The 25,979-nt window shown below is 56.4% G+C and carries 21 protein-coding genes and 2 pseudogenes; 9 read left to right on the forward strand and 14 right to left on the reverse strand.

Features of this window, described 5'->3' with window-relative positions:
• Positions 1 to 26 precede the first annotated feature (26 nt).
• On the reverse strand, positions 27 to 683 hold the full coding sequence (locus ACZ1HE_RS10345; protein ID WP_472620681.1) for a nucleotidyltransferase family protein: 657 nt from the start codon (positions 681 to 683) through the stop codon (positions 27 to 29).
• Entirely contained in the window at positions 655 to 3,072 is a 2,418-nt protein-coding gene (locus ACZ1HE_RS10350) for a GcvT family protein (protein ID WP_472620682.1), read from the reverse strand. The genes ACZ1HE_RS10345 and ACZ1HE_RS10350 overlap by 29 nt, the downstream gene beginning before the upstream one ends.
• A 325-nt stretch (positions 3,073 to 3,397) precedes the next feature.
• Between ACZ1HE_RS10350 and ACZ1HE_RS10355 the strand changes: the two genes are divergently transcribed.
• Positions 3,398 to 4,237, forward strand: coding sequence for a LytTR family DNA-binding domain-containing protein (locus ACZ1HE_RS10355; RefSeq protein ID WP_472620683.1), 840 nt, complete (start codon positions 3,398 to 3,400; stop codon positions 4,235 to 4,237).
• A gap of 11 nt (positions 4,238 to 4,248) precedes the next feature.
• Here ACZ1HE_RS10355 and ACZ1HE_RS10360 read toward each other — a convergent pair whose 3' ends face one another.
• The 3 genes from ACZ1HE_RS10360 to ACZ1HE_RS10370 form a co-directional block, all read right to left on the reverse strand.
• A complete protein-coding gene (locus ACZ1HE_RS10360; protein ID WP_472620684.1) occupies positions 4,249 to 5,556 on the reverse strand; it encodes an HlyC/CorC family transporter in 1,308 nt (435 codons plus the stop codon).
• A gap of 64 nt (positions 5,557 to 5,620) precedes the next feature.
• Positions 5,621 to 6,580, reverse strand: coding sequence for a tyrosine recombinase (locus ACZ1HE_RS10365; RefSeq protein WP_472620685.1), 960 nt, complete (start codon positions 6,578 to 6,580; stop codon positions 5,621 to 5,623).
• A gap of 4 nt (positions 6,581 to 6,584) precedes the next feature.
• Positions 6,585 to 8,108, reverse strand: a complete 1,524-nt coding sequence (locus ACZ1HE_RS10370) for a hypothetical protein (protein ID WP_472620686.1) — start codon at positions 8,106 to 8,108, stop codon at positions 6,585 to 6,587.
• 218 nt (positions 8,109 to 8,326) lie between these two features.
• On the opposite strand from ACZ1HE_RS10370, the gene ACZ1HE_RS10375 reads away from it, so the two are divergent.
• Together ACZ1HE_RS10375 and aroB are read left to right on the forward strand one after the other, a co-directional pair.
• Positions 8,327 to 8,908, forward strand: a complete 582-nt coding sequence (locus ACZ1HE_RS10375) for a shikimate kinase (protein ID WP_472620687.1) — start codon at positions 8,327 to 8,329, stop codon at positions 8,906 to 8,908.
• A 17-nt stretch (positions 8,909 to 8,925) separates the two neighbouring features.
• Complete coding sequence (aroB, locus tag ACZ1HE_RS10380) at positions 8,926 to 10,035, forward strand: 3-dehydroquinate synthase (RefSeq protein ID WP_472620688.1); 1,110 nt, start codon at positions 8,926 to 8,928, stop codon at positions 10,033 to 10,035.
• 65 nt (positions 10,036 to 10,100) lie between these two features.
• Here the strand turns inward: aroB and ACZ1HE_RS10385 are convergent, their stop codons facing one another.
• Positions 10,101 to 10,913: a glycosyltransferase family 2 protein gene (locus ACZ1HE_RS10385; protein ID WP_472620689.1), complete on the reverse strand. Its 813-nt coding sequence runs from the start codon at positions 10,911 to 10,913 to the stop codon at positions 10,101 to 10,103.
• 170 nt (positions 10,914 to 11,083) lie between these two features.
• The gene (ssb, locus tag ACZ1HE_RS10390) at positions 11,084 to 11,608 is read right to left on the reverse strand and encodes a single-stranded DNA-binding protein (RefSeq protein ID WP_472620690.1); all 525 of its coding nucleotides are present in this window, start codon (positions 11,606 to 11,608) and stop codon (positions 11,084 to 11,086) included.
• Between the two features lie 210 nt (positions 11,609 to 11,818).
• Between ssb and ACZ1HE_RS10395 the strand changes: the two genes are divergently transcribed.
• The 4 genes from ACZ1HE_RS10395 (at position 11,819) to ACZ1HE_RS10410 (ending at position 15,827) form a co-directional block, all read left to right on the forward strand.
• Positions 11,819 to 12,397 (forward strand): lytic transglycosylase domain-containing protein, encoded by a 579-nt coding sequence (locus ACZ1HE_RS10395; RefSeq protein ID WP_472620691.1) that lies wholly within the window; start codon positions 11,819 to 11,821, stop codon positions 12,395 to 12,397.
• 110 nt (positions 12,398 to 12,507) lie between these two features.
• Positions 12,508 to 13,659, forward strand: coding sequence for a cytochrome-c peroxidase (locus tag ACZ1HE_RS10400; RefSeq protein WP_472620692.1), 1,152 nt, complete (start codon positions 12,508 to 12,510; stop codon positions 13,657 to 13,659).
• A 131-nt stretch (positions 13,660 to 13,790) separates the two neighbouring features.
• Positions 13,791 to 14,717 (forward strand): LuxR C-terminal-related transcriptional regulator, encoded by a 927-nt coding sequence (locus tag ACZ1HE_RS10405; protein WP_472620693.1) that lies wholly within the window; start codon positions 13,791 to 13,793, stop codon positions 14,715 to 14,717.
• A 123-nt stretch (positions 14,718 to 14,840) separates the two neighbouring features.
• Positions 14,841 to 15,827 (forward strand): MBL fold metallo-hydrolase, encoded by a 987-nt coding sequence (locus ACZ1HE_RS10410; RefSeq protein WP_472620694.1) that lies wholly within the window; start codon positions 14,841 to 14,843, stop codon positions 15,825 to 15,827.
• A 368-nt stretch (positions 15,828 to 16,195) separates the two neighbouring features.
• Here the strand turns inward: ACZ1HE_RS10410 and ACZ1HE_RS10415 are convergent.
• The 7 genes and pseudogenes from ACZ1HE_RS10415 to miaA all read right to left on the reverse strand — a co-directional run bounded on the left by ACZ1HE_RS10415 (position 16,196) and on the right by miaA (position 24,482).
• Positions 16,196 to 18,281 (reverse strand): annotated as a pseudogene (locus tag ACZ1HE_RS10415) (dipeptide ABC transporter ATP-binding protein).
• A 96-nt stretch (positions 18,282 to 18,377) separates the two neighbouring features.
• Complete coding sequence (locus ACZ1HE_RS10420; protein WP_472620695.1) at positions 18,378 to 19,592, reverse strand: ABC transporter permease; 1,215 nt, start codon at positions 19,590 to 19,592, stop codon at positions 18,378 to 18,380.
• 15 nt (positions 19,593 to 19,607) lie between these two features.
• Entirely contained in the window at positions 19,608 to 20,654 is a 1,047-nt protein-coding gene (locus tag ACZ1HE_RS10425; protein WP_472620696.1) for an ABC transporter permease, read from the reverse strand.
• A 147-nt stretch (positions 20,655 to 20,801) separates the two neighbouring features.
• Positions 20,802 to 22,467 (reverse strand): annotated as a pseudogene (locus ACZ1HE_RS10430) (ABC transporter substrate-binding protein).
• A gap of 225 nt (positions 22,468 to 22,692) precedes the next feature.
• A complete protein-coding gene (locus ACZ1HE_RS10435; protein ID WP_472620697.1) occupies positions 22,693 to 22,968 on the reverse strand; it encodes a helix-turn-helix domain-containing protein in 276 nt (91 codons plus the stop codon).
• A gap of 206 nt (positions 22,969 to 23,174) precedes the next feature.
• Complete coding sequence (locus ACZ1HE_RS10440) at positions 23,175 to 23,510, reverse strand: cupin domain-containing protein (protein ID WP_472620698.1); 336 nt, start codon at positions 23,508 to 23,510, stop codon at positions 23,175 to 23,177.
• A gap of 99 nt (positions 23,511 to 23,609) precedes the next feature.
• The gene (miaA, locus tag ACZ1HE_RS10445) at positions 23,610 to 24,482 is read right to left on the reverse strand and encodes a tRNA (adenosine(37)-N6)-dimethylallyltransferase MiaA (RefSeq protein ID WP_472620699.1); all 873 of its coding nucleotides are present in this window, start codon (positions 24,480 to 24,482) and stop codon (positions 23,610 to 23,612) included.
• Between the two features lie 118 nt (positions 24,483 to 24,600).
• On the opposite strand from miaA, the gene pyrH reads away from it, so the two are divergent.
• Positions 24,601 to 25,362 (forward strand): UMP kinase, encoded by a 762-nt coding sequence (gene pyrH / locus ACZ1HE_RS10450; RefSeq protein ID WP_472620700.1) that lies wholly within the window; start codon positions 24,601 to 24,603, stop codon positions 25,360 to 25,362.
• A 48-nt stretch (positions 25,363 to 25,410) separates the two neighbouring features.
• On the forward strand, positions 25,411 to 25,977 hold the full coding sequence (frr, locus tag ACZ1HE_RS10455) for a ribosome recycling factor (protein WP_472620701.1): 567 nt from the start codon (positions 25,411 to 25,413) through the stop codon (positions 25,975 to 25,977).
• Positions 25,978 to 25,979: the final 2 nt, after the last annotated feature.

Below are 25,979 nucleotides of genomic sequence, written 5' to 3' on the forward strand. Positions count from 1 at the left end.
GCTTAGCGCCCTGTTCTTGTGTGTCATCAGCCGCGTTTGGCGCGCCACTTTGCCCAGGCTTCAGGGGTATCCAGATCAAGTCTTGCACGGTCTCCGGCAAGGGGGACCAGTTGGACGTGATCTTTGTGGCGCAAAACCACCGATTGAGCGCCTTCATCCCCATGTAGCGCTCGTAACTCTGAAAATAAAGAAGGATGAAATGCAACCGGATGGCCGGGCTTTCCATCCTCCGTCACGCCACGAGATATTGTTGTTTTTTCTTCGTTTACAATTGATTGAGAGACTTTCCTTATGTCCTCTGTGGTCAAGTCAGGTAAGTCAGCGAGCAAGACAACAACACCTGTCGCATCGTCTGATAGATGAAGCATTGCAGTGCGCAAGCTGGCGTTCATCCCTTCGGATGCTTCGGGCACTGGCACTTTTTGCACCGGTAAATCGCCGAGAGCTGCGTATCGGTCGTGGGGTTCGGGAGGAAGAGCCACAATCACCGGCCCGGCGCCAAGCGCAATTTGGGCAGAACGGCGCAACAGGGGTATGCCGTCCACCTGCTGCAACAGTTTGTCGGTGCCGCGCATCCGGCGGGATTGGCCAGCCGCCAAAAGGATGATGGGTACAGTGCTCATCCCGCCACAATGGCGCGGGACGAGCCGCTTGTCATCCGCGCATCCGCGCGCCGTCCGCATCAAATAGCGGCTCGGTTACCACGCGGGCCTTGCGCATATGGCCCAGGATTTCGATCTCGACCTCCAGCCCGTCCGCTACGCGATCCGAGGGAAGGAACCCCTGCGCAATCGATTTTTGTGCATGATGTGAGTAGCCGCCCGAGGTGCAGAAGCCCACGACAGTGCCGTCAAGCCAGATAGGCTCGTATGCATTCACATCAGCATCATCCGCGTCCACTTCAAAGGCTACAAGCTTGCGGTCGGTGCCATTTGCGCGATCCGCCTCGGCAGCGGCGCGGCCGATGAAGTCGACGTTTTTCTTGAAGCTGATGAAGCGGTCCAGCCCGGTCTCGGCGGCAGTGTAGTCGGGCGAGAACTCGGCCATCCACGAACCAAAGAACTTGTCTAGGCGCAAGGACATCATCGCGCGCATGCCAAATGGTGTGATGCCATGCGGTTGACCTGCCTCCCACAGTGTCCACCAAAGCTGCCGTTGGGACAGAAGATCGCAATAAATCTCATACCCAAGATCGCCGGTATAGCTCACCCGCTGCACGATGCAGTCGGTCATGCCAACCGTGACTTTGGCCACATCCATGAACCGCATCGAGGCGACATCATCCCGGGTACAAGCCCGCAAAACCTCCAACGCCTTGGGGCCTGCGATCTGGAATCCGTTCCGTTTATCACTGATATTTTCTATGGTTACGGCGTGTTCCTTGTGTTGCAGAAACCACCGCATGTGGAAGGCTTGGCTGCCGTAAGACGCCGTCAGCTGAAATTCTTCCTCGCTCAGACAGGACACGGTGAAATCCCCGATCAGTTTGCCTTTGGGTGACAGCATCGGTGTCAACGACAGGCGGCCGGGCTGCGGAATGCGGCCTGCCATGATCTTGTCCAGCCACGCACGCGCGTTCTTGCCCTTGATCAGGTATTTGCCAAAGTTGTGCACCTCGTTGATGCCCACGGCTTCGCGCACGGCACGTACCTCGCGCCCGGTCGCGTCAAAGGCGTCGGAGCGGCGGAAGGACGGCGTTTCAAAGGTCGGCTCATCGCCTTGGGCAAAATAGTTGGGCACCTCTAGCCCGAATTGCTGACCCCAGACCGCGCCCAGATCGGTGAATAAGTCATACATTGGCGTGGTGCGGTTGGGTCGTGCGGCGGGCAGTTCCTCGTTGGGGTAGGCGACGGAGAACCGTTTTTGGTAGTTCTCGATCACTTTGGGGCGGGTGTAGCCGGGGCTGATCCAGTCGCCAAAGCGGGCGACATCCATGGCAAAAACATCGCGCTCCGGTTCACCCTCGATCATCCATTGTGCCAGCGTCAAGCCAACGCCGCCACCCTGGCTGAAGCCAGCCATGACGCCACAGGCGGACCAATAGTTTTGTACACCGGGCACGGGGCCGACCAGCGGGTTGCCGTCCGGGGCAAAGGTGAACGGCCCGTGGATCACGGACTTCACGCCAGCCTCGGCCAGCACAGGGAACCGTTGATAGGCGAATTCGATGCTATCGGTAATCTTGTCAAAGTCATCGGGCAGCAATTCGTGCCCGAAATTCCACGGCGTGCCATCGACGGCCCAGGGTTTGCAGGGTTGCTCGTAGAAGCCGATGCACAGCCCGCGACCCTCTTGCCGTAAATAGCTTTCACCGGCCGGGTCCATCACATGCGGATGTTCGCCGCCCGCGTCGATGATCGCCTCGATCTCGGGGATGTTGTCGGTCACCAGATACTGGTGTTCCATCGGGTGCAGCGGGAAGTAGATGCCCGCCATGGCCCCAACCTCGCGCGCCCACAGACCACCCGCGTTGACGATATGCTCGGCGTGGATGGTGCCCTTGTCGGTGACCACGTCCCAGGTGCCGTCTGCACGCTGGTTGGTTTCCTTGACCATGCAGTGCGTCTCAATCGTGGCGCCGCCCATGCGGGCCGCTTTGGCATAGGCATGCGTTGTACCCGAGGGGTCCAAATGCCCATCAAGCGGATCATACAACGCGCCGATAATGCCGTCGGTGTTGGTGACGGGGGCGATCTTCTTGATCTCTTCCGGGCCGACAATTTCTGTCTCTAGCCCCATGAACCGATGCTTGGCGCGCTCGGCCAGCAGCATGTCGAACCGGTCCTGGTTGTCTGCCAGCGTTACGCCTCCAACATGGTGCAACCCACAGGACATACCGGTGATCTCTTCCAGCTCCTTATAGAGCCGAATGGTGTACCCCTGTAGCGCCGCCATGTTTGTGTCGCCGTTTAGCGTGTGAAAGCCACCAGCCGCGTGCCAGGTGGACCCCGACGTCAGCTCTGACCGTTCCAGCAGCATCACGTCAGACCAGCCCAGCTTGGTCAGGTGATAAAGCACGGAACAGCCAACGACGCCGCCCCCAATAACGGCCACACGGGTAGTGGTTTTCATGAAATGCCTCCTTCGTTTGGGGTTACCGTTTCGCGAACGGCGCAGTTTCTCCAACTCGAATCCGACAGAATATGTCGCTACAGGAACTCGTTGGGTCGCAAGACGTCAGGTTGGGGAACGAACCGGCCCCGGGGGCATTTGTGGTGCGCCCGGGGCCGACTTCCCACCCAATCGGTAGTGGGTGGGAATTCTTTGGTCAGAGTCCCATTGAAGAGGGGGACGAGAACACACTAGTACCACGTCTGACCGTCCCAGAGGGTCGTGTGTCTAATGCTACGAAAACAAACTTGCTCTGGGGTGATGCAATTGCACCCTGAGAGCCGAAATGAAGAAAGATGATTATCGCGAATATCGCGTTTTGCTCACGAATGGAAAGATTGAGTATTTCACGTTCCGTGAATTGCGCAGCTTTACCTTTAGTCCCAACGTACTGTTTTTGTGCGCGATAATGCTCGTAGTCATGACTTCCGGGCACCCGTTTCTTTTTCCTACACTACCTGACGTCTATTCACGGCTGTTCTATTGGTCGATTGGCATCTTGTTGTATCTGCTGTTGATCTTACCATGGAGTAGGCTGGCACTAGGGCTTTGGCAGCGCGTTTCTTCGGTGCCCATACCGTTGGTTTCGGTTTCAGGACCGCTGGTTGCAGGGATCACCATCCTGATGGCGTTTCTTCCTGAATTGCTGGGCTCAGTTGTTCTTGCGCGAAGCGGATCTTTGAACTGGGTTGGCGTTTTAAGAAACATCGCTGTTGCGCATCTTACGGAAATGGTCGCGTTTCTATGGTTGCTGCCATTGGCCCGAAATACCAAGACCACCTCTGCCGCAACCAGCGGGGGGCAACCGGCATCACAGTTCGTCCGCATAGCCGGGCGAAGCTTTCCGTTGGACTCTGTGCGGTGTGTCAGAAATGAAGAACACTATCTTGTAGTCACGACAACCATGGGCACTCTGCGATTGCGGGCACGGATGAACGACCTTCTGATGCAAGTCACATCCGATGACGGCATTCAAACTCACCGGTCCTTTTGGGTTTCAACGAGTGAGGTGAATGAGTTGCGAGGCGGCACCATTCAAACGCAATCGGGCTGCACGATCCCCGTATCGCGCTACAGGATGAAGGCAGTCCGCGCCTGGTGCGAGACGCATGGTAAACCCCACTAGGGCCTCACAAGCTAAAGAGGTCGGATCTTGAGGCCAGTGATACGGTTGCCTTCGCGCTCAGTTACCTCAAACCGGAAACCGTGGAACGAAAACACCTGTCCCACGGTTGGGATCATCTGGGCCTCGTGTATGACAAGACCGGCAACGGTATTGGCCTCTTCGTCTGGCAGTGTCCAATCAGTGGCCCGATTCAGGTCACGGATCGTCATGGCGCCTTCGACCAGGTACTGACCGTCGGGTGCTTTTTCGATTTGATCTTCTTCGGCGATGTCGAATTCGTCAGCAATTTCCCCCACGATCTCTTCGAGAATATCTTCGAGTGTGATCAGTCCCTGAAGCGAGCCGTATTCATCAACGACCAGTGCAAAGTGGCTTCGGATCCTCAGAAACTCTCGCATCTGATCGTCCAGTGGCGTGGTTTCCGGCACAAAGTAAGGCGGGTTGGCCACTTGGGAGACATCAAAGTCTTTCAGCCGACCAGCGGCACCCTCGGCACCGCCAACTTGGGCATACATCGAACGGAATAGGTCCTTGGCATGAACAAGCCCAATGATGTTCTCTGGTTCATTTCGATACACGGGCAGGCGGGTGTGCGGACTTTCCAGGCATTGTTGAAGAATGACTTCGGGTGCCGCCTCAGCGTCGATCATCTCAATCTTCGAACGGTGCAGCATGATTTCCTCGACGGTGCGATCGCTCAGGTCAAGCGCGCCCAGAATGCGGTCTCGGTCCTCTTTTTCGACGATACCTTCGGAATGACCCAGTTGCAGAGCGCCGGCGATCTCTTCTCTTACAGCCAGCATCTGACTGTCTGGATCAACCTTAACGCCAAATAGGGCCAGGACACCGCGCACCAGCAGACGCACCGCCCCAACGATGGGGGAGAACAGTGTCACTAGGACGCTGATCACCGGGGCTACGGCTGCGGCGGCCTTTTCCGCGTTGATGATCGCATAGGTTTTGGGAAGCACTTCGGCAAAGACCAGAACGAGCAACGTCATGACCAAAGTTGCCAGCGCCACACCGCTTTCACCAAACAGACGCGTAAAAAGCGCAGTCGCTAGAGACGCGGCGAGGATGTTCACAAGGTTGTTGCCCAACAACACCGATCCGATAAGACGTTCGTTGTCTTCGGTGATATCAAGTGCCGTTTGTGCCCCGCGCGATCCCTTGTCTGCTTGCGCTCGCAGTTTGCCACGAGACGAAGCGGTCAACGCTGTTTCAGACCCCGAAAAGAAGCCAGACAGCACGAGTAGTAAGATAATAGCGCCACAGCTCAGCCAAAATGCGCCGTCGATCATGGTTGGGGTAGGGTCCATTGGTCCTTGAAGTGTCCTTGATGCTCATCCCGTTATGGGGTGCGCTTACTGTCCGATCAAGGGGTTACCCGTCAGAGTTCTTGTCATCCGGTTTTGCCAGCGGATGATGTTCAAGAACAAGTTCCGCCAACCGTTCGTCCAAGACATGGGTGTAAATTTCGGTCGTGGCGACGTCCGCGTGTCCCAGCAACGTTTGGATCGAACGGAGATCTGCGCCGTTTGCAAGCAGATGAGTGGCGAATGCGTGTCGCAACGTATGGGGCGTGACCTTGTCAGGAGATACCCCGCCTTGAACGGCAAATTCCTTGATCAGAAGGTAAAACCGATGCCGCGTAAGATGTCCTAATTTACCACGAGAGGGGAACAGGAATCGCGAGCGTGCTCCGCCCTTGCTGAGTGTCTTTTGCTCGGCTTCATCGCGCGCGGCCAACCAAACCCCCAATGCATCCCGCGCGGGTGGAGACAGCGGTACCAGGCGTTCTTTGTCACCTTTGCCCATGATCAACAACATTCGGGGATCACCGCGGGCCGAGGACACCGGCAACGAGACCAATTCAGTTACCCGCATGCCCGTTGCATACAGAAGTTCCATCAAACAAATGTTTCGTAGCCTGTCGTGCAGGTTTCGTCCTGAGTTGCGGGCTGAGTTCACCAACTTGTCGACCTCAACCACTTCCAGGGTTTTGGGCAGGCGTTTTTCTCGTCCTGGCCCTCTGATTTGAATGGCGGGATTGTCAGCCCGCCATCCTTCCTCAAAGGCAAAGCGAAATATCTGTTTGATGGCAGACAGTCGACGAGCTCGGGTCGATTTGGCCAACCCCTGTGCGTCACAGTCTATCAAGTAGGCCTCGACCAGGTTTCGATCAACGGACGCAAAATCGGCGTTTTTGTTTTCTATCCAGCCAGCGAAATCCTTGAGATCACGACCATAAGCCAATTGCGTGTTGGTCGCAGCGCCCAATTCTGCTGCTTGTGCTTCCAGAAAGGTTGAGATCCATTGATTGGATGTCGACGGGGCCTGCATGGTACTAGCCCCGCCCAAGTAACATGAGTTGCAGTGCAGCGCGCCGCGAAGTGTCTTCCAATCCGACTGAACGGAAGGCCGCCAAAGCAGAGGTCAAATCCGCCTCATTGCCACGCGCGCCTTGAACGAACAGATGCATTGTTTGCAAAATTGCCTCGCCTAGCTGGCCGTTGTCGATCAAGGTTTGCACTTCTGTCGGAGCAGGGGCGTCATCAGCAAATCCATCCGCTATTGCCTGAGTTTGCGCATCAGGTGCAATTGCACGCCCCGGATCGCCTTGTGCCAAAGCCGCAAGAAAAGTGTGTCTGCTGGAATTGTCGGGAGGCCTTTTTGAGGCGGTTTCATAGGCTCCGGCCAACAAGCGGATGCGCCAGGCCAGTCCTGCAATCTGTGGATCAGCAAAGCTATGAGCAGCCAATTGATCGGAAAACAATTCGGCAAAGGCAACTTCTAGCCGCGCCTCTCGCATTGCCGCCCAAACCGTGGTCAACGCCTTGCCGATCGCTTTTTCGTTCCCTGTGTTCAGAGCAGTTTCAAAGCGCTGGACGGCTCTCACCCGGTCCCAAATCCCACCAGACGCAGCCGGTTGCCGGTCCGTATAGAGACCAAGAAGGTGGTTAGGGGTTAGCGCGCCGATGCGTGTCAGGCGCTCAGCGGCTTCGAGCTGGGCTTTCCAGCCGACGATGTCGCGCAGATCAGCAGTAGCAAATGCCCGTGGCAAGGATGAAGTGGGCAGGCGCTCTCCGATGGTTTCAAAAAGCCGAAACGTAAGCGGATCAGGGCGCTGCGGCTGGGGCAGGGCTGGTGCCCCCTCAAAGATGTCAGGGCTTAGGAACCGATCCAGAACGGCCAGTTCATCCGGCGGCAACAGTTCAAGGGCGTGAGTGGTTTCAAGTGTAAGGGCCGCAGATTGCCAGTCACCCAAACGCGCCTTGCAGAAAATCTGGGCGGAGTAACTGTCTGACAAATAGGGGGCGGCAGTCAGTGCACTACAGGCGCGATCCTCATCTCCGGTCAACAGTGTCGCGTCAAACCAGCGCTGAAAGCGATCCCTGCTGTCGGTCGGCCCCGCAAGCTGAACAAGTGCCTGGGTCGGATCAACAGCCCCAAGCTGCATCAATCGGTCCAAACGCGCAAGCAACATGGCCTCGCTGGCCTGCGCCCCCTGAGGGGCGCGAGATTCAGAAAGCAACAAGGTAAACAGAAGTGTTTGCATCGCCGGGCTGCCGCGAACGTTGATCCGTTCAATCAGCTGGACAAGGCGCTCGGGGTCGCTGCCCTTCCAAAGATCGACGGGCAAACCGGTAACGTTCGATGCGACCAAACCCAAAGGAGGCGTTAGCGCATCAAGAGGAACGGCTTCGATTTCGGGGCGAAGACCGGTTTTGGTAACGGGTGGCTCCAACAAAACAGTTCCTGGCAAGGAAACGTCAGGTGCCTTGTTCAGCCAATCAATGGCAGAAAGCGGTTGCTGGGCCAGAACAGCGGCCGGAACGCAAAAAAGAAAAAGGCAAACGCTAATCCGCATTCAATATCACCGGTTGTGTTACCTCTGACTGCGGGGCTGAAAAGTCTACCCCGAAGAAAGGTCCTACATATGCGTATCCAACCAGTCCGATCACACACAGACACAAAAGATACACCAGAAATTTGATCAAGCGACCCATGACGTCCCGAAGCCTCAAATTGTTCTTTTGCCCAAGTTATAACTGGCCTTTTTGCCAAGATCACGTCATTCACTGAGGAATGAGCGAAATTGAGCATAACACGGCGCATAGCCACATGGGTAGCGGTCTGAAAGTCAGGAAAACCATAGTCATGGTGGGAATGATGGGGGCAGGAAAGACCGCTGTTGGACGTGCTTTGGCCGCGCGACTGGGGGTTCCGTTTCTTGATAGCGATGCTGAGATAGAATCAGCGGCGAACATGTCTATCCCTGAGATTTTCGAACGCGACGGAGAGGCCTTTTTTCGCGATAAGGAATCGCAAGTAATCGGGCGGTTGCTAGATGAAGAACGCGGTGTGTTGTCCACCGGTGGTGGCGCGTTCCTGTCGCACGACAACCGGGCCATGATTTCAGACAAAGGCGTGTCGGTGTGGCTTAAGGCGGATCTGGATGTCTTATGGAATCGTGTGCGCCATAAGGATACGCGCCCGCTTTTGCGAACATCCGATCCACGTGCGACGTTGCGCGCATTGTATGAGGCGCGCGTGCCGCTCTATGCACAGGCTGATTTGACGGTCCAGTCGGACGGAGAAGCATCCATTGACGAGATGGTGGGGCGAGTGATCGAGGTGCTGAAAACACGCCCCGATGTCGTTGAATAACTGTGAAAGACACGCTGATGCAGCAAACGGTACATGTGGATCTGGGCGAACGATCCTATGATGTGGAAATTGGACCCGGCCTGATCGATCAGGCTGGTGTACGGATTGCGCCATTGCTTTCACGGCCACGTGTTGCGGTATTGACGGATGAAACCGTTGCGGGACTGCATCTGGATGCGCTGCGCGAGGGATTGTCCGAGGCTGGGATCAATATGGTGTCGCTGGCGCTGCCTGCTGGTGAAAGCACGAAGGGCTGGCCCCAGTTCACCCGTGCCGTTGAATGGTTGCTAGAGCAGAAAATCGAACGCAATGACGTTGTTGTTGCCTTTGGCGGTGGTGTCATTGGGGATTTGGCGGGGTTTGCGGCAGCAGTTCTGCGGCGTGGTGTTCGATTCGTGCAAATTCCGACCTCTCTTTTGGCACAAGTCGATAGTTCGGTCGGGGGCAAGACCGGCATCAACTCTCCCGTAGGTAAAAACCTGATTGGGGCGTTTCATCAACCTTCGCTGGTGTTGGCTGATACGGCGGTGCTGGCGGCGTTGCCGCAACGTGACTTCCTATCGGGATATGGAGAGGTGGTTAAATACGGGCTGTTGGGGGACGCAGAGTTCTTTGACTGGCTGGAACAGCATGGCCCTGACCTTGCAGCCGGGGATATGGCGGCGCGGGTGCATGCGGTTACACGTTCGGTTCAAATGAAGGCCGACATCGTCTCGCGGGACGAGACAGAGCAGGGCGACCGGGCCTTATTGAACCTTGGACATACGTTCTGCCACGCGCTTGAAGCTGCAACCGGATATTCCAATCGCCTTCTGCACGGCGAAGGGGTGGCGATCGGTTGCGCACTTGCCTTCGAAATGTCGTCTCGATTGGGTCTGTGTTCTCAAGAAGATCCCAGCCGTGTACGTGCCCACCTCCGGGCAATGGGCATGAAAACGGACCTGTCTGATGTTCCGGGGGATCTACCGGATGCGCAGGCGCTGGTAGAACTTATGGGGCAAGACAAGAAGGTCGTCGATGGCCAGCTGCGTTTCATCCTTGCGCGGGGAATAGGGGCGGCTTTCGTGACTGACGAGGTAACAAGATCGCAAGTTACCGACTTGATGCAAGACGCCTTGTCTGTGTGACGGAACTAACCTCGCGAGGCAACAACAAGAGCCTGCGCTGTGACGTGTTACCGAATTGGTGCGACTTACAACTTGTCAAATCGTGAATTGACCTTGATCTGTCCAACATGGGTCAGACTTGCGTCTTCGGCGGCCCAAACTTTGCCTCCTGCCTTTCGATGCCTGAGGCAAAAGGCGTAGTCCTCTGAGTACTCTCGGCCGTTCACCAGCGTCCGGTCAAAGGCGATTAGATACTTAGGCAATCTCTGTTCCCCAAGAACGCCATCATAGCGCTTTTCTTGAACGACACCGGGCATTTTCTTGATCAAGTTGTCTATTCCCGATCGACGGAGCAGCATAAAGCCGGTCCCGACGTAGTCGGCCGTCACAAATCGCCCTTTCTTGAACGAAACCTTGGATTTCTGACCTACAAACCCAGTGGAATTTGCGTAAGCTGTGTCAAAGTCCCTATCTGCGCTGGAATGCAGTCCCCGAAGATCAACGCTTCTCTTGGGATAGAACGCACCAACAACATCCTGATCTAAGGCCAAGCTATCCACCAATAGTTTGGTGTCAAATCCCATGTCATCATCAATGAACAGCAGATGCGTAAAGTCAGTTTGTTCATAGTAAAACATTGAAAGCAGAATATTTCGGGTAGCCGAGATGTCTGCGTAGTTGAACATTTGCAGTTTCAGCCGTGTGCCCGTTTTCTGGGCCCAGGTTGTCAATCCCATCAAACTGGCGACGAAGTCACCGCAGAAACTGTCTTTGTATGAGGGCACGGCAAGAAAGATGCTGGGCTGTCCTTCTGGCTTTGCGGGTCTTGCGACAGATATTTGTCCTGAAGCTTGCAGAGCGCCATTGGAGTTAGTCGAACCAGATGTCTTTTTTGTCATTTGGATTTGCCCCAATGCCTAGAGTTTCTCGTCAGGAAATCCTAGTTTTCGATCACTTCAAAGCACCCCAGCGGGCAACGCAGCCGTGTTGTTTAACGTCGATCTCGATACGTTTCTTTCAATCGAGATCGACGGTGTTTGTCGGTTTGTGACTTTCGTCTGTTCAGTGTTCAGAACGGGATTTCATCGTCGTCGATGCCACCCGAAGCTGGGCCGCGACCACCACCACCCTGGGGAGCTCCGCCGTAGGGGTCACCACTTGCCGGACCGCTGTCATAGCCACCGTCGCTGTATCCACCACCTGCTTGACCACCACCGCCAAAGCCGCCACCGCCGCCTTCGCCGCGCCCGTCCAGCATGGTTAGCGTTGATCCGAAACCTTGCAGGACGACCTCGGTTGAGTAGCGATCCTGCCCAGACTGATCCTGCCATTTGCGGGTTTGCAACTGACCTTCGACATAGACCTTTGAACCTTTGCGCAGATATTGCTCTGCCACGCGCACCAGGCCCTCGTTGAAGATCGCAACCGAATGCCATTCGGTTCTTTCACGGCGCTCACCTGTGTTGCGATCCTTCCAGTTTTCCGAGGTCGCAATGCGCAGGTTGCAAACCTTTCCGCCGTTCTGAAACGAGCGCACCTCGGGGTCGCGGCCCAGATTACCGATAAGAATGACTTTGTTGACTGAGCTTACCATAGAATTCCCCGCGTTGTTTTTTTCAAGTGAACCGAATCTGTTTCGGTCTGATCACTTGAACTTATACGGCCCACAAGGTGGATCGGCCATATGATCATGACCCGATGGCCGCAGATTTTTGCGCATGATCACGAAGGCAAAAGCCGTGTCTTTCAATTCGGTGCAGTTTTTGTATAGTCTGCCGCGAGGGTAAACGAGTAGGGCTGATTGATGCGCAGGCTGGGCCTTGGGATTGTGGTTGTATCGATGGGGCTGACGTCAGCGCCTGTTTATGCGGATATGTTCTCGAGCAAGAACCGTCGCGACATGTTTCGCAATCAGGCAAAATTTCTCGATACCCGTGGCGCAAGCCAGTACGAGAACTCCACGCGCCTCAAACCACCGAGCTCTTACGGAACCTTCGACAAGCGTTATACCGGGAAGTACCGCGGTAAATATATGAGCATGGCACGAGAGGCGGCACGTCGGCACAATGTTCCGGAAGAATTGTTCCTGAGGTTGGTCCAACAGGAAAGCAATTGGAACCCGCACGCTAAATCGCACAAGGGGGCATTGGGCCTGGCACAATTGATGCTTACCACTGCGCGCTCTTTGGGTGTAAACCCGAAAGACCCCTATCAGAACCTCGATGGTGGAGCACGCTACCTGTCTCGTCAGTATCGAGAGTTCAAGTCCTGGCGACTGGCACTGGCGGCCTACAACGCTGGTCCCGAAGCCGTAAAAAGGTATGGTGGTGTGCCGCCTTACAAAGAAACGAAACACTACGTTAAAAAGATCTGGGGTGGCTGAGGCCAGGCAGAAATTTTCTGACAAAAACACATAGGAATTGCGCTGGATCAATTTTCCGCGTAGGCGCTTTGGGTTAACTCGTCCGGCCTGACTATACGGAGACCCAGTGCATGCCTCCATTCCGCATCTGTTTCTCAGCTTTTGTAACTTCGGCCGTTCTATCAACGCATGCCGCTTTTGCGCAGTTTGGCAGCGTTGAAGATCTGGGCGAGGCGTTGTATTTTGATACAGATTTATCGGCCAACCGAACGCAGTCCTGTGCCAGTTGCCATGATCCGGAAACTGGGTTTGCTGATCCCCGTGAAACAGACGCGGGTACAGCGGTTTCCCTTGGTGATGACGGGGTGTCACTTGGGGATCGCAACGCGCCTACTGCAAGCTATGCAGCACTGACGCCCGCGTTTCATCTGAATGAAGATGGTGAATGGGTCGGAGGCATGTTCTGGGACGGGCGAGAGCCCGATCTGGCCAGGCAGGCAGGTGGACCACCACTGAACCCGATTGAGATGGGGATGCCTCACAAATCTGCAGTCGCGCGACGGCTGGCGCAGAACGCGGATTATGTCACGGCCTTTCAGTCCCTTTATGATGTGGATGTCCAAAGTCAACCAGAGCAAGCTTATGCTGCAATGACACAGGCGATTGCGGCTTTTGAAACAACTGAGCAGTTTGCGCCATTTGACAGCAAATATGATCGCTATTTACGTGGTGAAGTGGAGCTGACCCGCGATGAAGAATTGGGGCGTGTTCTGTTCTTTTCCGAACAGTTCACCAACTGCAACCAATGCCACCAATTGAAGGCCAGCCCGATAGACACGGCCGAAACCTTCACCGATTACACCTATCACAACATTGGCGTGCCCCCAAATCTGAATGCGCGGGCCGTGAACGGTGTCGGGGCGGAGATGAAGGACCTCGGGCTGCTGGCAAATCCCTTGGTTAATGACCCTGCACAAGGTGGCAAATTCAAGGTGCCAACGCTGCGCAACGTGGCCGTCACCGGCCCCTATATGCACAACGGTGTGTTCAATGATCTGCGAACGGTGATCCTGTTTTACAACAAGTACAACACCAGAGCCGAAGCCAGACATATCAACCCCGAAACTGGTAAGCCCTGGCGCTGGCCCGAGGTGCCGCAAAACCTGGCTGTCAAGGAACTGACCCACGGGCCTGCATTGGATGATCAACGGATTGATGCACTGGTGGCCTTTCTGAAAACGCTGACGGATGAAAGATATGAGCCGCTGCTTGAGGGCGAATAAGCCATGCCGCACAGCGGCGTAAGCCAGGCTTGATTGCCGCGTTCGCGCGGTCCTAGGCTGTTGGGCAAGAATGCCCAACGCCCGCAGGTCCGCCTATGCCCCAAGATGTGCCCCATATTCGGCCAGAGACATTGAAGAACTGGCAGCGTTTGGTCGATCTGGTGGCCCGTCTGGCGGATGTCCCTGCCAGCCTGATCATGAAAACGGACGCCCCAGAACACTCGGTTTTGGTGACCAGCGATCACCCCGACAACCCTTATCCGGTGGGGATGGAGTTTCGGTTGAACCCCAAGCTGTATTGTCAGGGCGTGTTTGAAAATGATGGTGAATTGGTGGTCGAGGACGCCACCTGTGACCCCCGATGGCAGGATAACGAGGATCTTGAACACGGTATGGCGTTTTACATTGGCCTGCCGTTGAAATGGCCAGATGGGGCAATCTTTGGCACCATCTGCGTGTTAGACAGGGATCGCAACCGCCGGGCGCTGTTGTTTCGCGAAGGGCTGGCGCAATTCGCGCGGCTGGTCGAACAGGATTTGGCTTTGCTGCAAGAGGTTTATCTACGCCGCGCACTTGAGGCAAAGTTGACCGAAACGATGGAACATCTGGAGCAGCGCGTCGATGACCGCACCCGTGCATTACAAGAGGCCAACACTGCGCTGCGGGTATTGCTGAGCAGTGTCGAGGACGAACGCCGCGCGCGGGACGAGGAAATCCTGTCTCAAGTGCGATCGATGGTTTGGCCTTATCTGGAGCGGCTTCGCGACCGGATCGGGCAGACAGAGCCGCAGCGGTCCTATCTGGATCTGGCGCAGCAGAACCTGGACCAGATAACATCCGCCATGACCGACCAGCTGTCCGAGGCATTTGCCATCATGACCCCGACCGAGATCGAGGTGGCGCAGATGGTGATGGCTGGAAAAACCACCAAGGACATCGCCAAAACGCTTTCGCGCGAAACCTCGACCATCGACTTTCATCGCAACAATATCCGACGGAAATTGGGGCTTGAGGGGCGCGGATCGAATCTGCGCAGCCATCTGCTCGCGATTTCGTGAACATGAAGTAAGGGGATCGCCCCCATATTCCCCCATGATTTTTCTGATCTGATCCTAAGGTCCTCTCACCGCTAGCCTGTTCCCAGAGCCCCGTAACTGGGCCGAGAAACAGGGAGACAAGACATGGATCGGAAAGATCTGAAACCTACCATCGTGAACGGCCAAAAGGACGATATGGCACCGGGCCTGTCCCGGCGATCATTCTTCATGGCCGCAGGTGCAGCAGGTGTGGGCGCAACCGCCGGGTTGATCGGGGCCAAACCCGCCCAAGCGCAATCTTTGGCCTGGATGCAACCGGGCAACAACAACCACGTCTTGGACCTGCAAGGCAGCACGGGTCAGGCCTCGACCGGGGTGGTGGGGATCGACTATTACGGCCATTGCGCGATCAAAATCACTTCGCCCAACGGGGCGACGGTGCTGTTTGATCCCTGGCGCGATGATCCCTCGGGTGCATGGGGGCTGTGGTTTAAGAACGAATTCCCGCAGATCCCGGTCGATATCACCATGTCCACACATGCCCATTTTGACCACGACGCCATCGAACGACCTGTGTCCACCATGGTGCTGGATCGGATGGCCGGGAATTTCGAATTTGCCGACCTGAAAATTACCGGATTTGCCGACAAACACGCCTGTGTCGCGCCGGGCTGGTACAATTGGACCAACGCGTTGGCAGAGTTCGGGGTCGAGGCCTGTCCGCCCAACAACGTGGGTCACATGGATATGGTGGTTTACCTGGTGGAAACCGGCGGCATCCGCACGCTGATCTGGGGCGACAACCGCCACAACCCGCCGCAAGAGTTCTGGGACGCTATCGGTCAGGTCGATGTGCTGACGCTCCCAGTGGATGGGTCACAGCACATCCTCAGCTACGGGCAGGGTGATGACATCGTGTCCAAACTGAAACCCAAGGTGATCATTCCGACCCATTACCTGAGTGAGACCACATCCTACACGCTCACAACTCTGCAGGACGCAGATGAATGGGTGAAATCCCAAAAGAGCTACAAGATTCTCGACAGCGCCTCTCTCAAGCTCGAGGCCGGAGAGGTCGCGGGCATGAATGCCGAGTTTATGTATTTCGGCAATCACGCCCTGACAAGCTAACCACGAGTAGAGTGCGTCCTGTATGTAAGGGCGTGCTATACCTAGGTCGCCCGCCAATCATGCCGGTCAGAGGAAGGGACGCTCCCGCCCGTCGTCAATTTTTCTGACGAAAAACCTCCTCCCGTTGGGCCGGGCCTCGCTACGCTCGGCGGTTGGTGTTTGTGGCGAACCTGCTTCCCCAAGCGGGCTCGCGCCGAGCGATAAGCGAGGCGCCCGACCCAAGGCCGCCAGCGGGGCCGACGAAGTCGGGATCGTGCGGGCGCGGGAGCGCTCCCGGTATGTGTTGAGATCTCTTTTGCCAATAGTTCAACAAAAAACGGCCCGTCTGATACAGACGGGCCGCATGTTATTGAGATGACACGCGGATGTTATTCCGCCGCGATCTTGATCACCGGTTGCATCTTCTCGAGCGTTTCGTCGCTGAGGTGGCATTTTACCTGATGCCCTTCGGCCAAGGTCCGCACCGGCGGTACCTCTTTCTCGCACAGGCCACCACTCACTTCGGACTTCCAGCGGCAACGCGTCTGGAACGGGCAACCCGGCGGCGGGTTCATCGCGGATGGAATGTCGCCTTCAAGTACGATGTGCTCTTTCTCGACCGATGTGTCTGCGATTGGAACAGCTGATAGCAGCGCCTCGGTATAGGGATGGTAGGGCGGGCTAAAGACCTGATCAGTTGTTCCCAACTCGACCACATGACCCAGATACATCACCATGACCCGGTCGCTGAGGTAACGCACGATCGACAGGTCGTGGCTAATGAACAGCAGCGTTGTCTTCTGTTCGCGCTGAATCTCCATCAACAGGTCCGTCACTGCCGCCTGCACGGACACATCCAGCGCCGAGACGGGTTCATCCGCCACAACGATGCGCGCATCACCTGCAAAGGCACGGGCGATACCAACGCGCTGTTTCTGACCACCTGACAGCTGTCTGGGCATTCGCTCTGCAAAGGCGCGGGGCAGTTTGACCAGATCCAGCAGTTCCAGCATCCGCTTCCTGCGCTCGGCCTCGGAATTGCCGATGCCAAAGATTTCCAGCGCACGAATGATCTGCCGCCCCACAGTCATCGACGGGTTCAGCGTGTCAAACGGGTTCTGGAACACCATCTGAACCTCGCCAACCGTCTTGGCGTCACGCTCTTCGATGGGCAGGCTTTCGATGTTGCGGTTGTCCAGCAGAATCTGGCCTTCGGTGGCTGTCTCAAGCCCCATCAGAACCTTGGCAAATGTCGACTTGCCGCAGCCGGATTCGCCCACGATAGCCAACGTCTCGGATTCGCGCGCCTCGAATGACAAGGTTTCGTTGGCCTTGACCACCTTCTTCTCGCCGCCCCCAAAGAGTGCATTGGCCGCGACCTCGTAGTACTTCTTGAGGTTGTCCATCTTCAGGACGACCTTGCCGATCTCGCCCTTTTCTTTTTGCTCAGCCAACTCCAGCGGTGCGTTCCAATCGATTTCCTGGAATTTCAAGCACCTGGTGTGGTGCCGATCATTGCCTGGCACCGGCTCCATGAGGATATCGGTCGCATCACATCGGCCTTCCTCAAAGTAATCGCAGCGCGGGCCAAAGTTGCAGCCGGGGGGCGCTCGTGGGGTAGGGGAAGTTGCCCGGAATCGCAATCAGCGGTCGTGCGTTCTTGTCAGCGCCCGGCAACGGGATCGAGCGGAACAGCGCCTGCGTATAAGGGTGCTGCATTTCGTCAAAGACATCCTTGATCGAGCCGCGTTCGACCGCTTCACCCGAATACATCACACACAGACGGTCGCAGGTTTCGAGTACCAGTCCCAAATTGTGCGAAATGAACAGCATCGAAGTGCCGTATTTCTTGCCCAGATCCTTGACCAGTTCGACCACGGCAGCCTCAACAGTCACGTCGAGCGCAGTCGTCGGCTCATCCAGGATCAGCAGCGCCGGTTTGGACATCAGCGCCATGGCGATGACGATGCGCTGCTGCTGACCGCCCGACAGCTGGTGTGGAAATGAATTCAGCATCCGCTCGGGGTCGGGCAGGCGCACGTCGGTGACAACTTCAAGGGCCCGTTGATAAGCTTCCTTTTCGTTGACCCCTTCGTGAATCATCGGCACTTCCATCAGCTGTTTGCCGATCTTCATCGCCGGGTTCAGCGAGGCCATCGGCTCCTGATAGATCATCGCGATCTCATTACCGCGTATATCGCGCAGCTCTTCGGCGCTCATCTCGGCCAGATCGCGGCCTTTGAACTTGATCGAGCCGCCAACGACACGACCGTTCTTGCCAAGGTCTTGCATGACGCCAAGGGCCACAGTGGACTTGCCGCAGCCTGATTCACCCACAAGGCCCACGGCCTCGCCGGGTTGCACAGTGACCGAGAAATCCATTACCGCAGGAATTTCCCGCAGGCGGGTAAAGAATGAGATGGACAGCTTATCGATCTCTAGGATCGGGCCGTCATATTCCGCCATTTTGTTCATTTTGTTTCTCCCTGTTGGAGCAGGATAGAGGGTGTCTTTTCCTCTTGCTCCAAATATCCCGGGGGTCCGGGGGCAAAGCCCCCGGCCTCGATCACATCAGTCCTTCAGACTTTCTTCGCGCAGACCATCCGCCAGTAGGTTCAAACCCAGCACCAAGCTAAGCAGAGCAAAGGCGGGTGGCAGGGCAGGGTGCAGGTAGATCGACAAGAGCTTGCGGCCCTCATTGATGGTTGAACCCCAATCCGGGCTTTCCGGCGGTAGGCCCAGACCAAAGAAGCCCAAGGTCCCCAGCAGGATGGTGGTATAGCCGATGCGCAGGCAGAAATCGACGATCAGCGGCCCACGTGCGTTGGGCAGGATCTCCCACAGCATGATGTACCATGGACCCTCGCCCCGGGTTTGCGCGGCAGCCACATAGTCGCGGGTTTTGATGTCCAGCGCCAGACCGCGCACGATGCGGAACACCGTGGGCGAGTTGACGAAGACCACCGAGACAAAGACCACAAGGATACCCCCCGGAATGTCGAACGGATCGAGTACCGAGGGCAGGCCCGGGATCGCCACGTCGCCATTGTTGACCACGTAACCGCTGGTCGAGATCAGCGCCAGATACAGCCAGATCGCAACACCCAGCACCCCGATCAGCAGCGGTGTGCGGAAGTTGGGGCGAGTGTAGTAACGTGAGTTCAGCAGAACGCCGATGAACACGATCGGGAAGATGAACAGCACGGCCGCCATATAGTTCGGCACACCGGTTGCCACGATCTCGGGCGTGACCAGCAGGTAGAACAGCAAGATCACCGGGAAGGCCAGGATCAGGTTCGCCAGAAACGACAGGAATGTGTCGAGACGTCCACCGTAGTAGCCCGCAGGCAAGCCCAAAGTGATACCAACCATGAACGCAAAGAGCGTCGCCAGCGGTGCGATCTGCACCACGATCCATGCCCCGCTCACCATGCGGCTGAAGACATCGCGGGCCAGGTTGTCACCGCCCAGCAGATACCAGGCATATTCGCCCTCTTCGGCACCGTTCAAGGGGGTACCGGGCACTTTGTTCTTCATGCCCGAAACCTGGCTGAGCGGATCATGAGTCACGATCAGATCCATGGCGCCAAAGATGCCGGTGAAGACCCAGAACATGACAAGACCAAAGCCGATCATGCCGATAGGGCTGTCAAACAGTTTGCCATAGAGGCCCAGTCGACGCTTGAACGCGACCGAAAGGGCAAAGAGAAGGATCAGCGCGACCCAAACAGACGAGAACTGATACAGCACGCGTCCGATGATTTCCCAATTCGAAAGGGGTTCCATAATTCTTATCCTCCCTTACGAAATGCGAATGCGCGGATTGAGGTAGACATAGCCGATGTCTGATATGAGCTGTGTGAACAGCACCACAAAGACCGACACGACCGAGATCGCCAGCAAGAGCTGAATGTCGTTGTTGCCCGCGGCCTGAACCAGCGCCCAGCCGAAGCCCTTGTAGTTGAACAGGGTCTCGACGATCACCACGCCGTTCAGCAGCCATGGGAACTGCAGCATGATGACGGTAAAGGGCGCGATCAGCGCGTTGCGCAGGGCGTGTTTCATCACGATATTGGGGAATGATACCCCCTTAAGCCGCGCGGTTCGGATGTATTGCGCGGTCATGACCTCGGTCATCGAGGCGCGTGTCATTCGAGCGATGTAACCCATGCCGTATAGCGAGATGGTCAGCACCGGCAGAAAGAAGTTTTCGAACGTCGGGTTGTCCATCGCCGAGGTCGCCGTGCCCTTGAACCATTTCAGGCCCACCGTGGACGACGTGAAGATCGCGATGAAGATAACGCCCGAGACATATTCCGGCGTCGCCGTGGTGATAATCGAGAAGGTCGACAAAGACCGATCTAGGAACGAACCCTCTTTCATCCCGGCAAGAACGCCCACGATCAGCGCCGATGGGATCATCAGGACCAGAACCCAGAACATAAGGTAGCCTGTATTGCCCAAACGTTTCGAGACAATAGAGCCTACATCGTCCTTGAAGACGGTGGATTGACCCCACTCCCCTTGCAGAACGCCACAGAACGTTGCGGTGTCTTCGGGCGCTACTCCGGGGCGAACGCAATTGCCAACAACTTGGCCGTCAGCCAGCGTGTTGGTGAACCCGGGCGCAACGCCCAGCCATTGGCCGTACTTCACCAACAAAGGCTGTGAATAGCCACGGTTTTCCAACCAGTTGGCGACTTGCTCGTCGCTCATGCGTTGGTTGCCCTGGGTCTTAGCGAGTTTTTCTAGGTTTGGATAAAGATTGGTCAGAAAGAAGACCACGAAAGTAAGGCAAAGTGCTGTGAGCAGCATGACGCCAAACCGTCGGAGTATGAACAGTCCCATGATGGCCCCTGTTGGTCAGGTCTATCCGCAGTACAGTTTTGGACCATTGTCTGGCCTCTGACATCGGCACGTTGCGCACGTCTGTCTGCGGCTGGATAGGGGGCCGAATACCGGCCCCCCAATTGGGAGATTTGTCAGGCGGTCAGCTTAAGCTGCCCAACCATATTTGTAGAGGTGCATCTCGAACGAGACGTGCATGTCGGTGTTCACCAGGCCCTCTTTCATGTGACGGTAAAGCGAACGCCAGTAAGGCTGAACCGTGATGCCTTCTTCCTGGATCATGGCCTGACCTTTGGCCGACACTTCGCGGCGCTTGTCCGCGTCAGCAATGGCCAGTGCGTCCTGCAGCAGGGAGTCGAACTCGGGGTTGGCCCAGCCAAACTCGTTCCAGGCTTCACCCGACTTATAGGCGAGTGCCCAGATTTGGACGCCCAGTGGGCGGTGGTTCCAGTTGGTCGAGCTGTAGGGATATTTGGCCCAGTCGTTCCAGAAGGTGTTGCCCGGCAGAACGGTCCGCTTGACTTTGATGCCAGCGTCACGCAGCTGCGCGGCGACGGCGTCAGTGGTGTTACGGCGCCAGTCGTCGTCGATCGACAGCAGCTCGTGCTCGAAATCGGCCATGCCGGCCTCTTCCATCAGCTTGCGCGCGCCTTCGGGATCAACCTTCTGCGGCGGCAGTTCGGCATACTCGGGGTGGATCGGACCGACGTGGTGGTTTTCCGCAGGCGCGCCGCGGCCACCAAAGCCCAGTTCCAGTGCAGACCGAGTTGTCGACGGCCATCTGCAGAGCCTGACGGACGCGCTTGTCCGCGTAGGGCTTCATGCCGTCCACTTCAGCCAGCTGGTTCGGGCGAACCACGATGGTGTTCATGGTGACAACTTCGGACTTCGCATAGCCTAGGCCGTCCATGACGTCGATGAATTCACCCACGGATTCATACAGCATGTCGACTTCATCGGACTCCAACGCGGCCAACCATGCAGACGGGTCGGTGCCGTAGTCGATGAATTCGATCCGGTCGAGCGGCGGCTTGCCAAAGACATCGGTGCCCCACCAGGTATGGCCTTCGTTGCGAACCAGTACCGATTTCACGCCAACTTCGAGCGATTCCATCGAGTAAGGGCCGGTGCCCACGTTGTTCAGCAGGTCGTTTTCGCTAAAGCTCTGGTGAACGATGGCCGCAGGATAATCGGCCATGCCCGGGATCAGCGAGATGTCGGATGCAGGCAGGTTCAGCTTGACAGTGTGGCTGTCCACAACTTCGATGCCGCCTTCGATGGCCTGACCGGTTTCGGTGTCGACCAGGGTCGCGAAACGACCCGCCATCGAGTTGGTTTCCGAGCTCTTGTCACACCAGCGGGCCACGTTGAACGCCACGTCGTCGGCGGTAAAGTCCTCACCGTTGTTCCACTTGACGCCCTTGCGGACGTTCAGAGTGTAGACGGTGGCGTCTTCGTTAACTTCCCAGCTTTCCAGCAGCATGCCGTTGAACGTACCGTCCGAGTTGTATTGGACGAGATATTCCAGTGAACCGCGGCTGAAGTTGGCGATCTGCGACCAGTCGTAGGTGCGCGGATCCTTGAGCGCGCGGACTTCCATCTGGATGCGGAGCGTGCCACCTTCTTTGGCTTCACCGGCCGCCGCTGCAGGGGTGGACAGCCCGATCATGCCATAGGCGGCAGCGGCTGTCACACCCAGGCCAGTGGCACGGGTCAGGAACTCACGGCGGTTCAGTTTCCCTTCGCGGAACTCCTGTGCATGCATTTCGGCGGCCCAATGTACGGGTGCACCTGTGAGTGTTTTATGTGTCATTTAGTTCTCCCTGTGACGCATTTCTGATTTTTGGAGGAGTCACGTGACCATTACACGCAAGCACGCGTCTTGTTCACGGATGTATCTGTTGTGGAAGCGACATTTCCCCATGAACGACATTCGGCACCAGATTTTGGGATACGTCAATGTTTGGTTTCGTCATTCCAGCGCACAAAAACGACATTTGCACTGCAAAAAAACGACTTGTCAAAATTGGGCATTGGCTTAGCCGAACGAAGGATCAATTTTCATCGTCTTCCTGACGACAGATGGTGTCAGCCCGGTATGTTGTTGAATGAAACGCGTGAAATAAGCGGCACTATGAAAGCCCAGGTGACCTGCGATGTCCTGAATAGGATAATCTGTCGCCCCCAGAAGAGTTTGCGAGGCATGCAAAATCCGGCCTGTAAGCAAGGCTGCGGCGGTTTCTCCCGTTTCAAACTTACTGACGCGGGCCAAATGGGTTGGGGTCACGCCAAGGGCTGCGGCATGGTCTGCCATTGTACCCCCGTCAGCAAACGAAGTGACCAGGCGCGCAAAGTACTTCCGAGACAATTTGCGAGAGGCGAGTTCACGTCGTGACGGCCTGGCCAAATCGATGTGACGTCGCAACCAGATGCCAGCTAAATCGCACAAGGCCAGCATGGCGCTTTGGGTCAACGGCCGGTCAGTTTCCTGCTCGCGCGACAGTGAGTCCAGCAAGCTGGTCAGTTCAGTCTGCGAAGCCGTTTCGCGGATACGCAGGTGTAGGGGGTTTGCGGCAGGGTTAAATTGCTGCCGGGCGGAACCATCAGAACATGGCCCAACGTTTGACGCCCGGTGGATACCGCCATCAGATGTCGCGAGGGAACGAACAAGACATTGTGCGACCCCAATCCGATTTTGACGCCATCCATCAACGCCGTACCCTGACCCTGCGTAATCCAGATCAAGACGTGCTCGGAACGATCATGCGGAAGTTCGAGTTGCCAGCGCCCCGCCCGAGTGACTTGCGCCAGGGATCTCAGGCGGATCAAAGGTGATTCGGTCGGATTGAATGCCATCAGTTGGAATATTCTGACAAATTGCCCCTGTTATGGATCGGAGTTACAACATGTAATTGAATTTTAAACAATGATTTCCCTTAGCTTAACTGTCATTGTTCATGTTGGCGAGAGATGGTGCCAATTCCTCATTCGTCCGCGAAACCAGGTGCGCTGACGTTTGGCAAATTGCCGTGTAGCAATTGTTGCCCGGTCGCGAGCTGTCGCAAGATCCGTCTTGCCCAGGATGTAGTCGGTCAATTCTGGGACGCCGATTGCTCTGCAGGATGGTAATAGTGGATCGTATCGGTCGACCATTGCCTCGACTTCTTCCAGCGCCCCCATTTCCAGCATCAAGTCAAACCGGCGCTCGATCCGTGCAGTTAACCAATCCTTGTCGACATCAAAAACAATCGGAACGGTTTTTGCGACCGGCAACAGCGGCGGTGGGGTTTCGTCCTGCCATGTTGCAAGCGGGCGTCCGGTTGCAGTCAGAACTTCCCATGCACGTTGAACTCTAGCCCGATTCTTGAGATCGATGCGGGCCGCCGTTTCGCTGTCGAGTTCCTGGAGCAAAACGTCCAGAGGCAACTCATCTGCTCGTTGGCGAACGCTAGGGGGCGTTGCGGGGATGTCGACCATGCCTTGGGTCAGGGTGTTGAAATAAAGGCCAGTTCCGCCCACGATGATCGGACGCTGCCCTGAGCGCAGCATCGGTGACACCTCGCGGAGCCAATGACCGGCCGAGTATTGTGCATCATACGCGACATGACGGTAAAGAGCATGGGGCGCTTGCGCTTCTTCGTCGATCGACGGACAGGCGGTGATAACGCGCCAGCAGTCATAAATTTGACTGGCGTCAGCGTTGATGATTACCCCACCGTGACGTTGGGCAATATCCAGCGCAAGTGCCGATTTTCCTGATGCGGTTGGACCAGCAATCAGCACCGGTCTGTCGTCCGGGATATCCGGCAGTTTGTTCAGCATCGTCATTTCTTATTTCCGGGCCTCACGAGAATCCAGCGTCTTTGGTTGCATACCGCATTGAACCCAGCAGTCTTTTCCTTCATTTTGCGCCGGAAACTAACCCCGTGTGAGCCCGGAGTGCAACATGACCCCTTCTTCCTCGAATGAACCTGAAACAGGGACCGAGCAACCCGAAACCACTTATAAGCGTGTGATGCTCAAGATTTCGGGGGAGGCATTGATGGGGGACCAGGGATTTGGTCTGCATCCACCTACGGTTCTGCGTGTCGCAGAAGAAGTGAAACGCGTGCATGACCTAGGTGTCGAGATCTGTATGGTCATCGGCGGGGGCAACATCTTTCGCGGGCTCAGCGGCTCGGCCCAGGGGATGGAGCGCACCACGGCGGATTACATGGGGATGCTGGCCACTGTAATGAATGCTTTGGCCATGCAATCTGCATTGGAAGGGGTCGGCGTGTTCACACGCGTTATTAGCGCCATCCGAATGGACGAAGTGGCAGAGCCTTACATTCGCCGCCGCGCGGTGCGCCACCTTGAAAAGAAACGTGTCTGCATCTTTGCCGCCGGTACCGGCAACCCGTATTTCACCACAGATACGGCAGCGACCCTGCGTGCCAATGAAATGGCCTGCGAGGCAATTTTCATGGGTAAGAACGGTGTCGACGGTGTTTATGACAAGGACCCGGCCACAAATGACGACGCAGTGCGTTACGATGCGGTGAGCTATGATGACGTTCTGGCCAAGCGCCTTCGGGTCATGGATGCCTCTGCAATTGCTTTGGCGCGGGACAACAATCTGCCGCTGATCGTCTTTGGACTGGACGAACCGGGTGGGTTCCGTGGCATTCTGGCAGGCAAGGGCACCTATACAAAGGTATCCGGCTAAGGCTATAGGCTTTGGCAACCGATAATCCTGTTAAGGGGAGTGGGCAGCATGTCTGACGAATTTATGCTTGATACAGATGACCTTGAACGCCGCATGGACGGCGCCATGGCCAATTTGAAAACCGAATTTGCGTCTTTACGTACGGGGCGTGCGTCGGGTTCGATGCTGGAACCGGTGATGGTAGACGCATATGGTTCGATGACGCCGATCAACCAGGTCGGCACCGTGAACGTGCCCGAGCCGCGCATGGTCACTATCAACGTTTGGGACAAGTCCTTGGTGGGCAAGGTGGAAAAAGCCATCCGTGAAAGCGGCCTGGGTATTAACCCGCAGCTCAACGGCACCATCATCATGCTGCCCATCCCCGAATTGAACGAAGAACGCCGCCGCGAATTGACCAAGGTTGCGGGACAGTATGCAGAAAACGCGCGCATTTCGGTACGTAACGTGCGCCGCGACGGTATGGATCAGATCAAGAAAGCCAAGTCTGATGGTGAAGTCTCCGAGGACGATCAAAAGTTCTGGGAGGCCGAAGTGCAGGAACTGACCGACAAGATGATCAAAGTCGTCGACGATGCGCTGGAGACCAAACAAGCCGAAATCATGCAGGTTTGAAC

Source organism: Falsiruegeria sp. JB4-1 (assembly GCF_055693495.1).

Excerpts from the sequence above, each read along its gene's own strand:
- ACZ1HE_RS10385 (WP_472620689.1), bottom strand. The coding sequence starts at position 10,913 with ATGACAAAAAAGACATCTGGTTCGACTAACTCCAATGGCGCTCTGCAA.
- ssb (WP_472620690.1), bottom strand. The coding sequence starts at position 11,608 with ATGGTAAGCTCAGTCAACAAAGTCATTCTTATCGGTAATCTGGGCCGC.
- ACZ1HE_RS10345 (WP_472620681.1), bottom strand. The coding sequence starts at position 683 with ATGCGGACGGCGCGCGGATGCGCGGATGACAAGCGGCTCGTCCCGCGC.
- ACZ1HE_RS10365 (WP_472620685.1), bottom strand. The coding sequence starts at position 6,580 with ATGCAGGCCCCGTCGACATCCAATCAATGGATCTCAACCTTTCTGGAA.
- aroB (WP_472620688.1), top strand. The coding sequence starts at position 8,926 with ATGCAGCAAACGGTACATGTGGATCTGGGCGAACGATCCTATGATGTG.
- ACZ1HE_RS10360 (WP_472620684.1), bottom strand. The coding sequence starts at position 5,556 with ATGGACCCTACCCCAACCATGATCGACGGCGCATTTTGGCTGAGCTGT.
- ACZ1HE_RS10425 (WP_472620696.1), bottom strand. The coding sequence starts at position 20,654 with ATGGGACTGTTCATACTCCGACGGTTTGGCGTCATGCTGCTCACAGCA.
- ACZ1HE_RS10375 (WP_472620687.1), top strand. The coding sequence starts at position 8,327 with ATGAGCGAAATTGAGCATAACACGGCGCATAGCCACATGGGTAGCGGT.
- miaA (WP_472620699.1), bottom strand. The coding sequence starts at position 24,482 with ATGACGATGCTGAACAAACTGCCGGATATCCCGGACGACAGACCGGTG.
- ACZ1HE_RS10355 (WP_472620683.1), top strand. The coding sequence starts at position 3,398 with ATGAAGAAAGATGATTATCGCGAATATCGCGTTTTGCTCACGAATGGA.
- pyrH (WP_472620700.1), top strand. The coding sequence starts at position 24,601 with ATGACCCCTTCTTCCTCGAATGAACCTGAAACAGGGACCGAGCAACCC.
- ACZ1HE_RS10400 (WP_472620692.1), top strand. The coding sequence starts at position 12,508 with ATGCCTCCATTCCGCATCTGTTTCTCAGCTTTTGTAACTTCGGCCGTT.
- frr (WP_472620701.1), top strand. The coding sequence starts at position 25,411 with ATGTCTGACGAATTTATGCTTGATACAGATGACCTTGAACGCCGCATG.
- ACZ1HE_RS10440 (WP_472620698.1), bottom strand. The coding sequence starts at position 23,510 with ATGGCATTCAATCCGACCGAATCACCTTTGATCCGCCTGAGATCCCTG.
- ACZ1HE_RS10410 (WP_472620694.1), top strand. The coding sequence starts at position 14,841 with ATGGATCGGAAAGATCTGAAACCTACCATCGTGAACGGCCAAAAGGAC.
- ACZ1HE_RS10370 (WP_472620686.1), bottom strand. The coding sequence starts at position 8,108 with ATGCGGATTAGCGTTTGCCTTTTTCTTTTTTGCGTTCCGGCCGCTGTT.
- ACZ1HE_RS10350 (WP_472620682.1), bottom strand. The coding sequence starts at position 3,072 with ATGAAAACCACTACCCGTGTGGCCGTTATTGGGGGCGGCGTCGTTGGC.
- ACZ1HE_RS10395 (WP_472620691.1), top strand. The coding sequence starts at position 11,819 with ATGCGCAGGCTGGGCCTTGGGATTGTGGTTGTATCGATGGGGCTGACG.
- ACZ1HE_RS10435 (WP_472620697.1), bottom strand. The coding sequence starts at position 22,968 with ATGGCAGACCATGCCGCAGCCCTTGGCGTGACCCCAACCCATTTGGCC.
- ACZ1HE_RS10420 (WP_472620695.1), bottom strand. The coding sequence starts at position 19,592 with ATGGAACCCCTTTCGAATTGGGAAATCATCGGACGCGTGCTGTATCAG.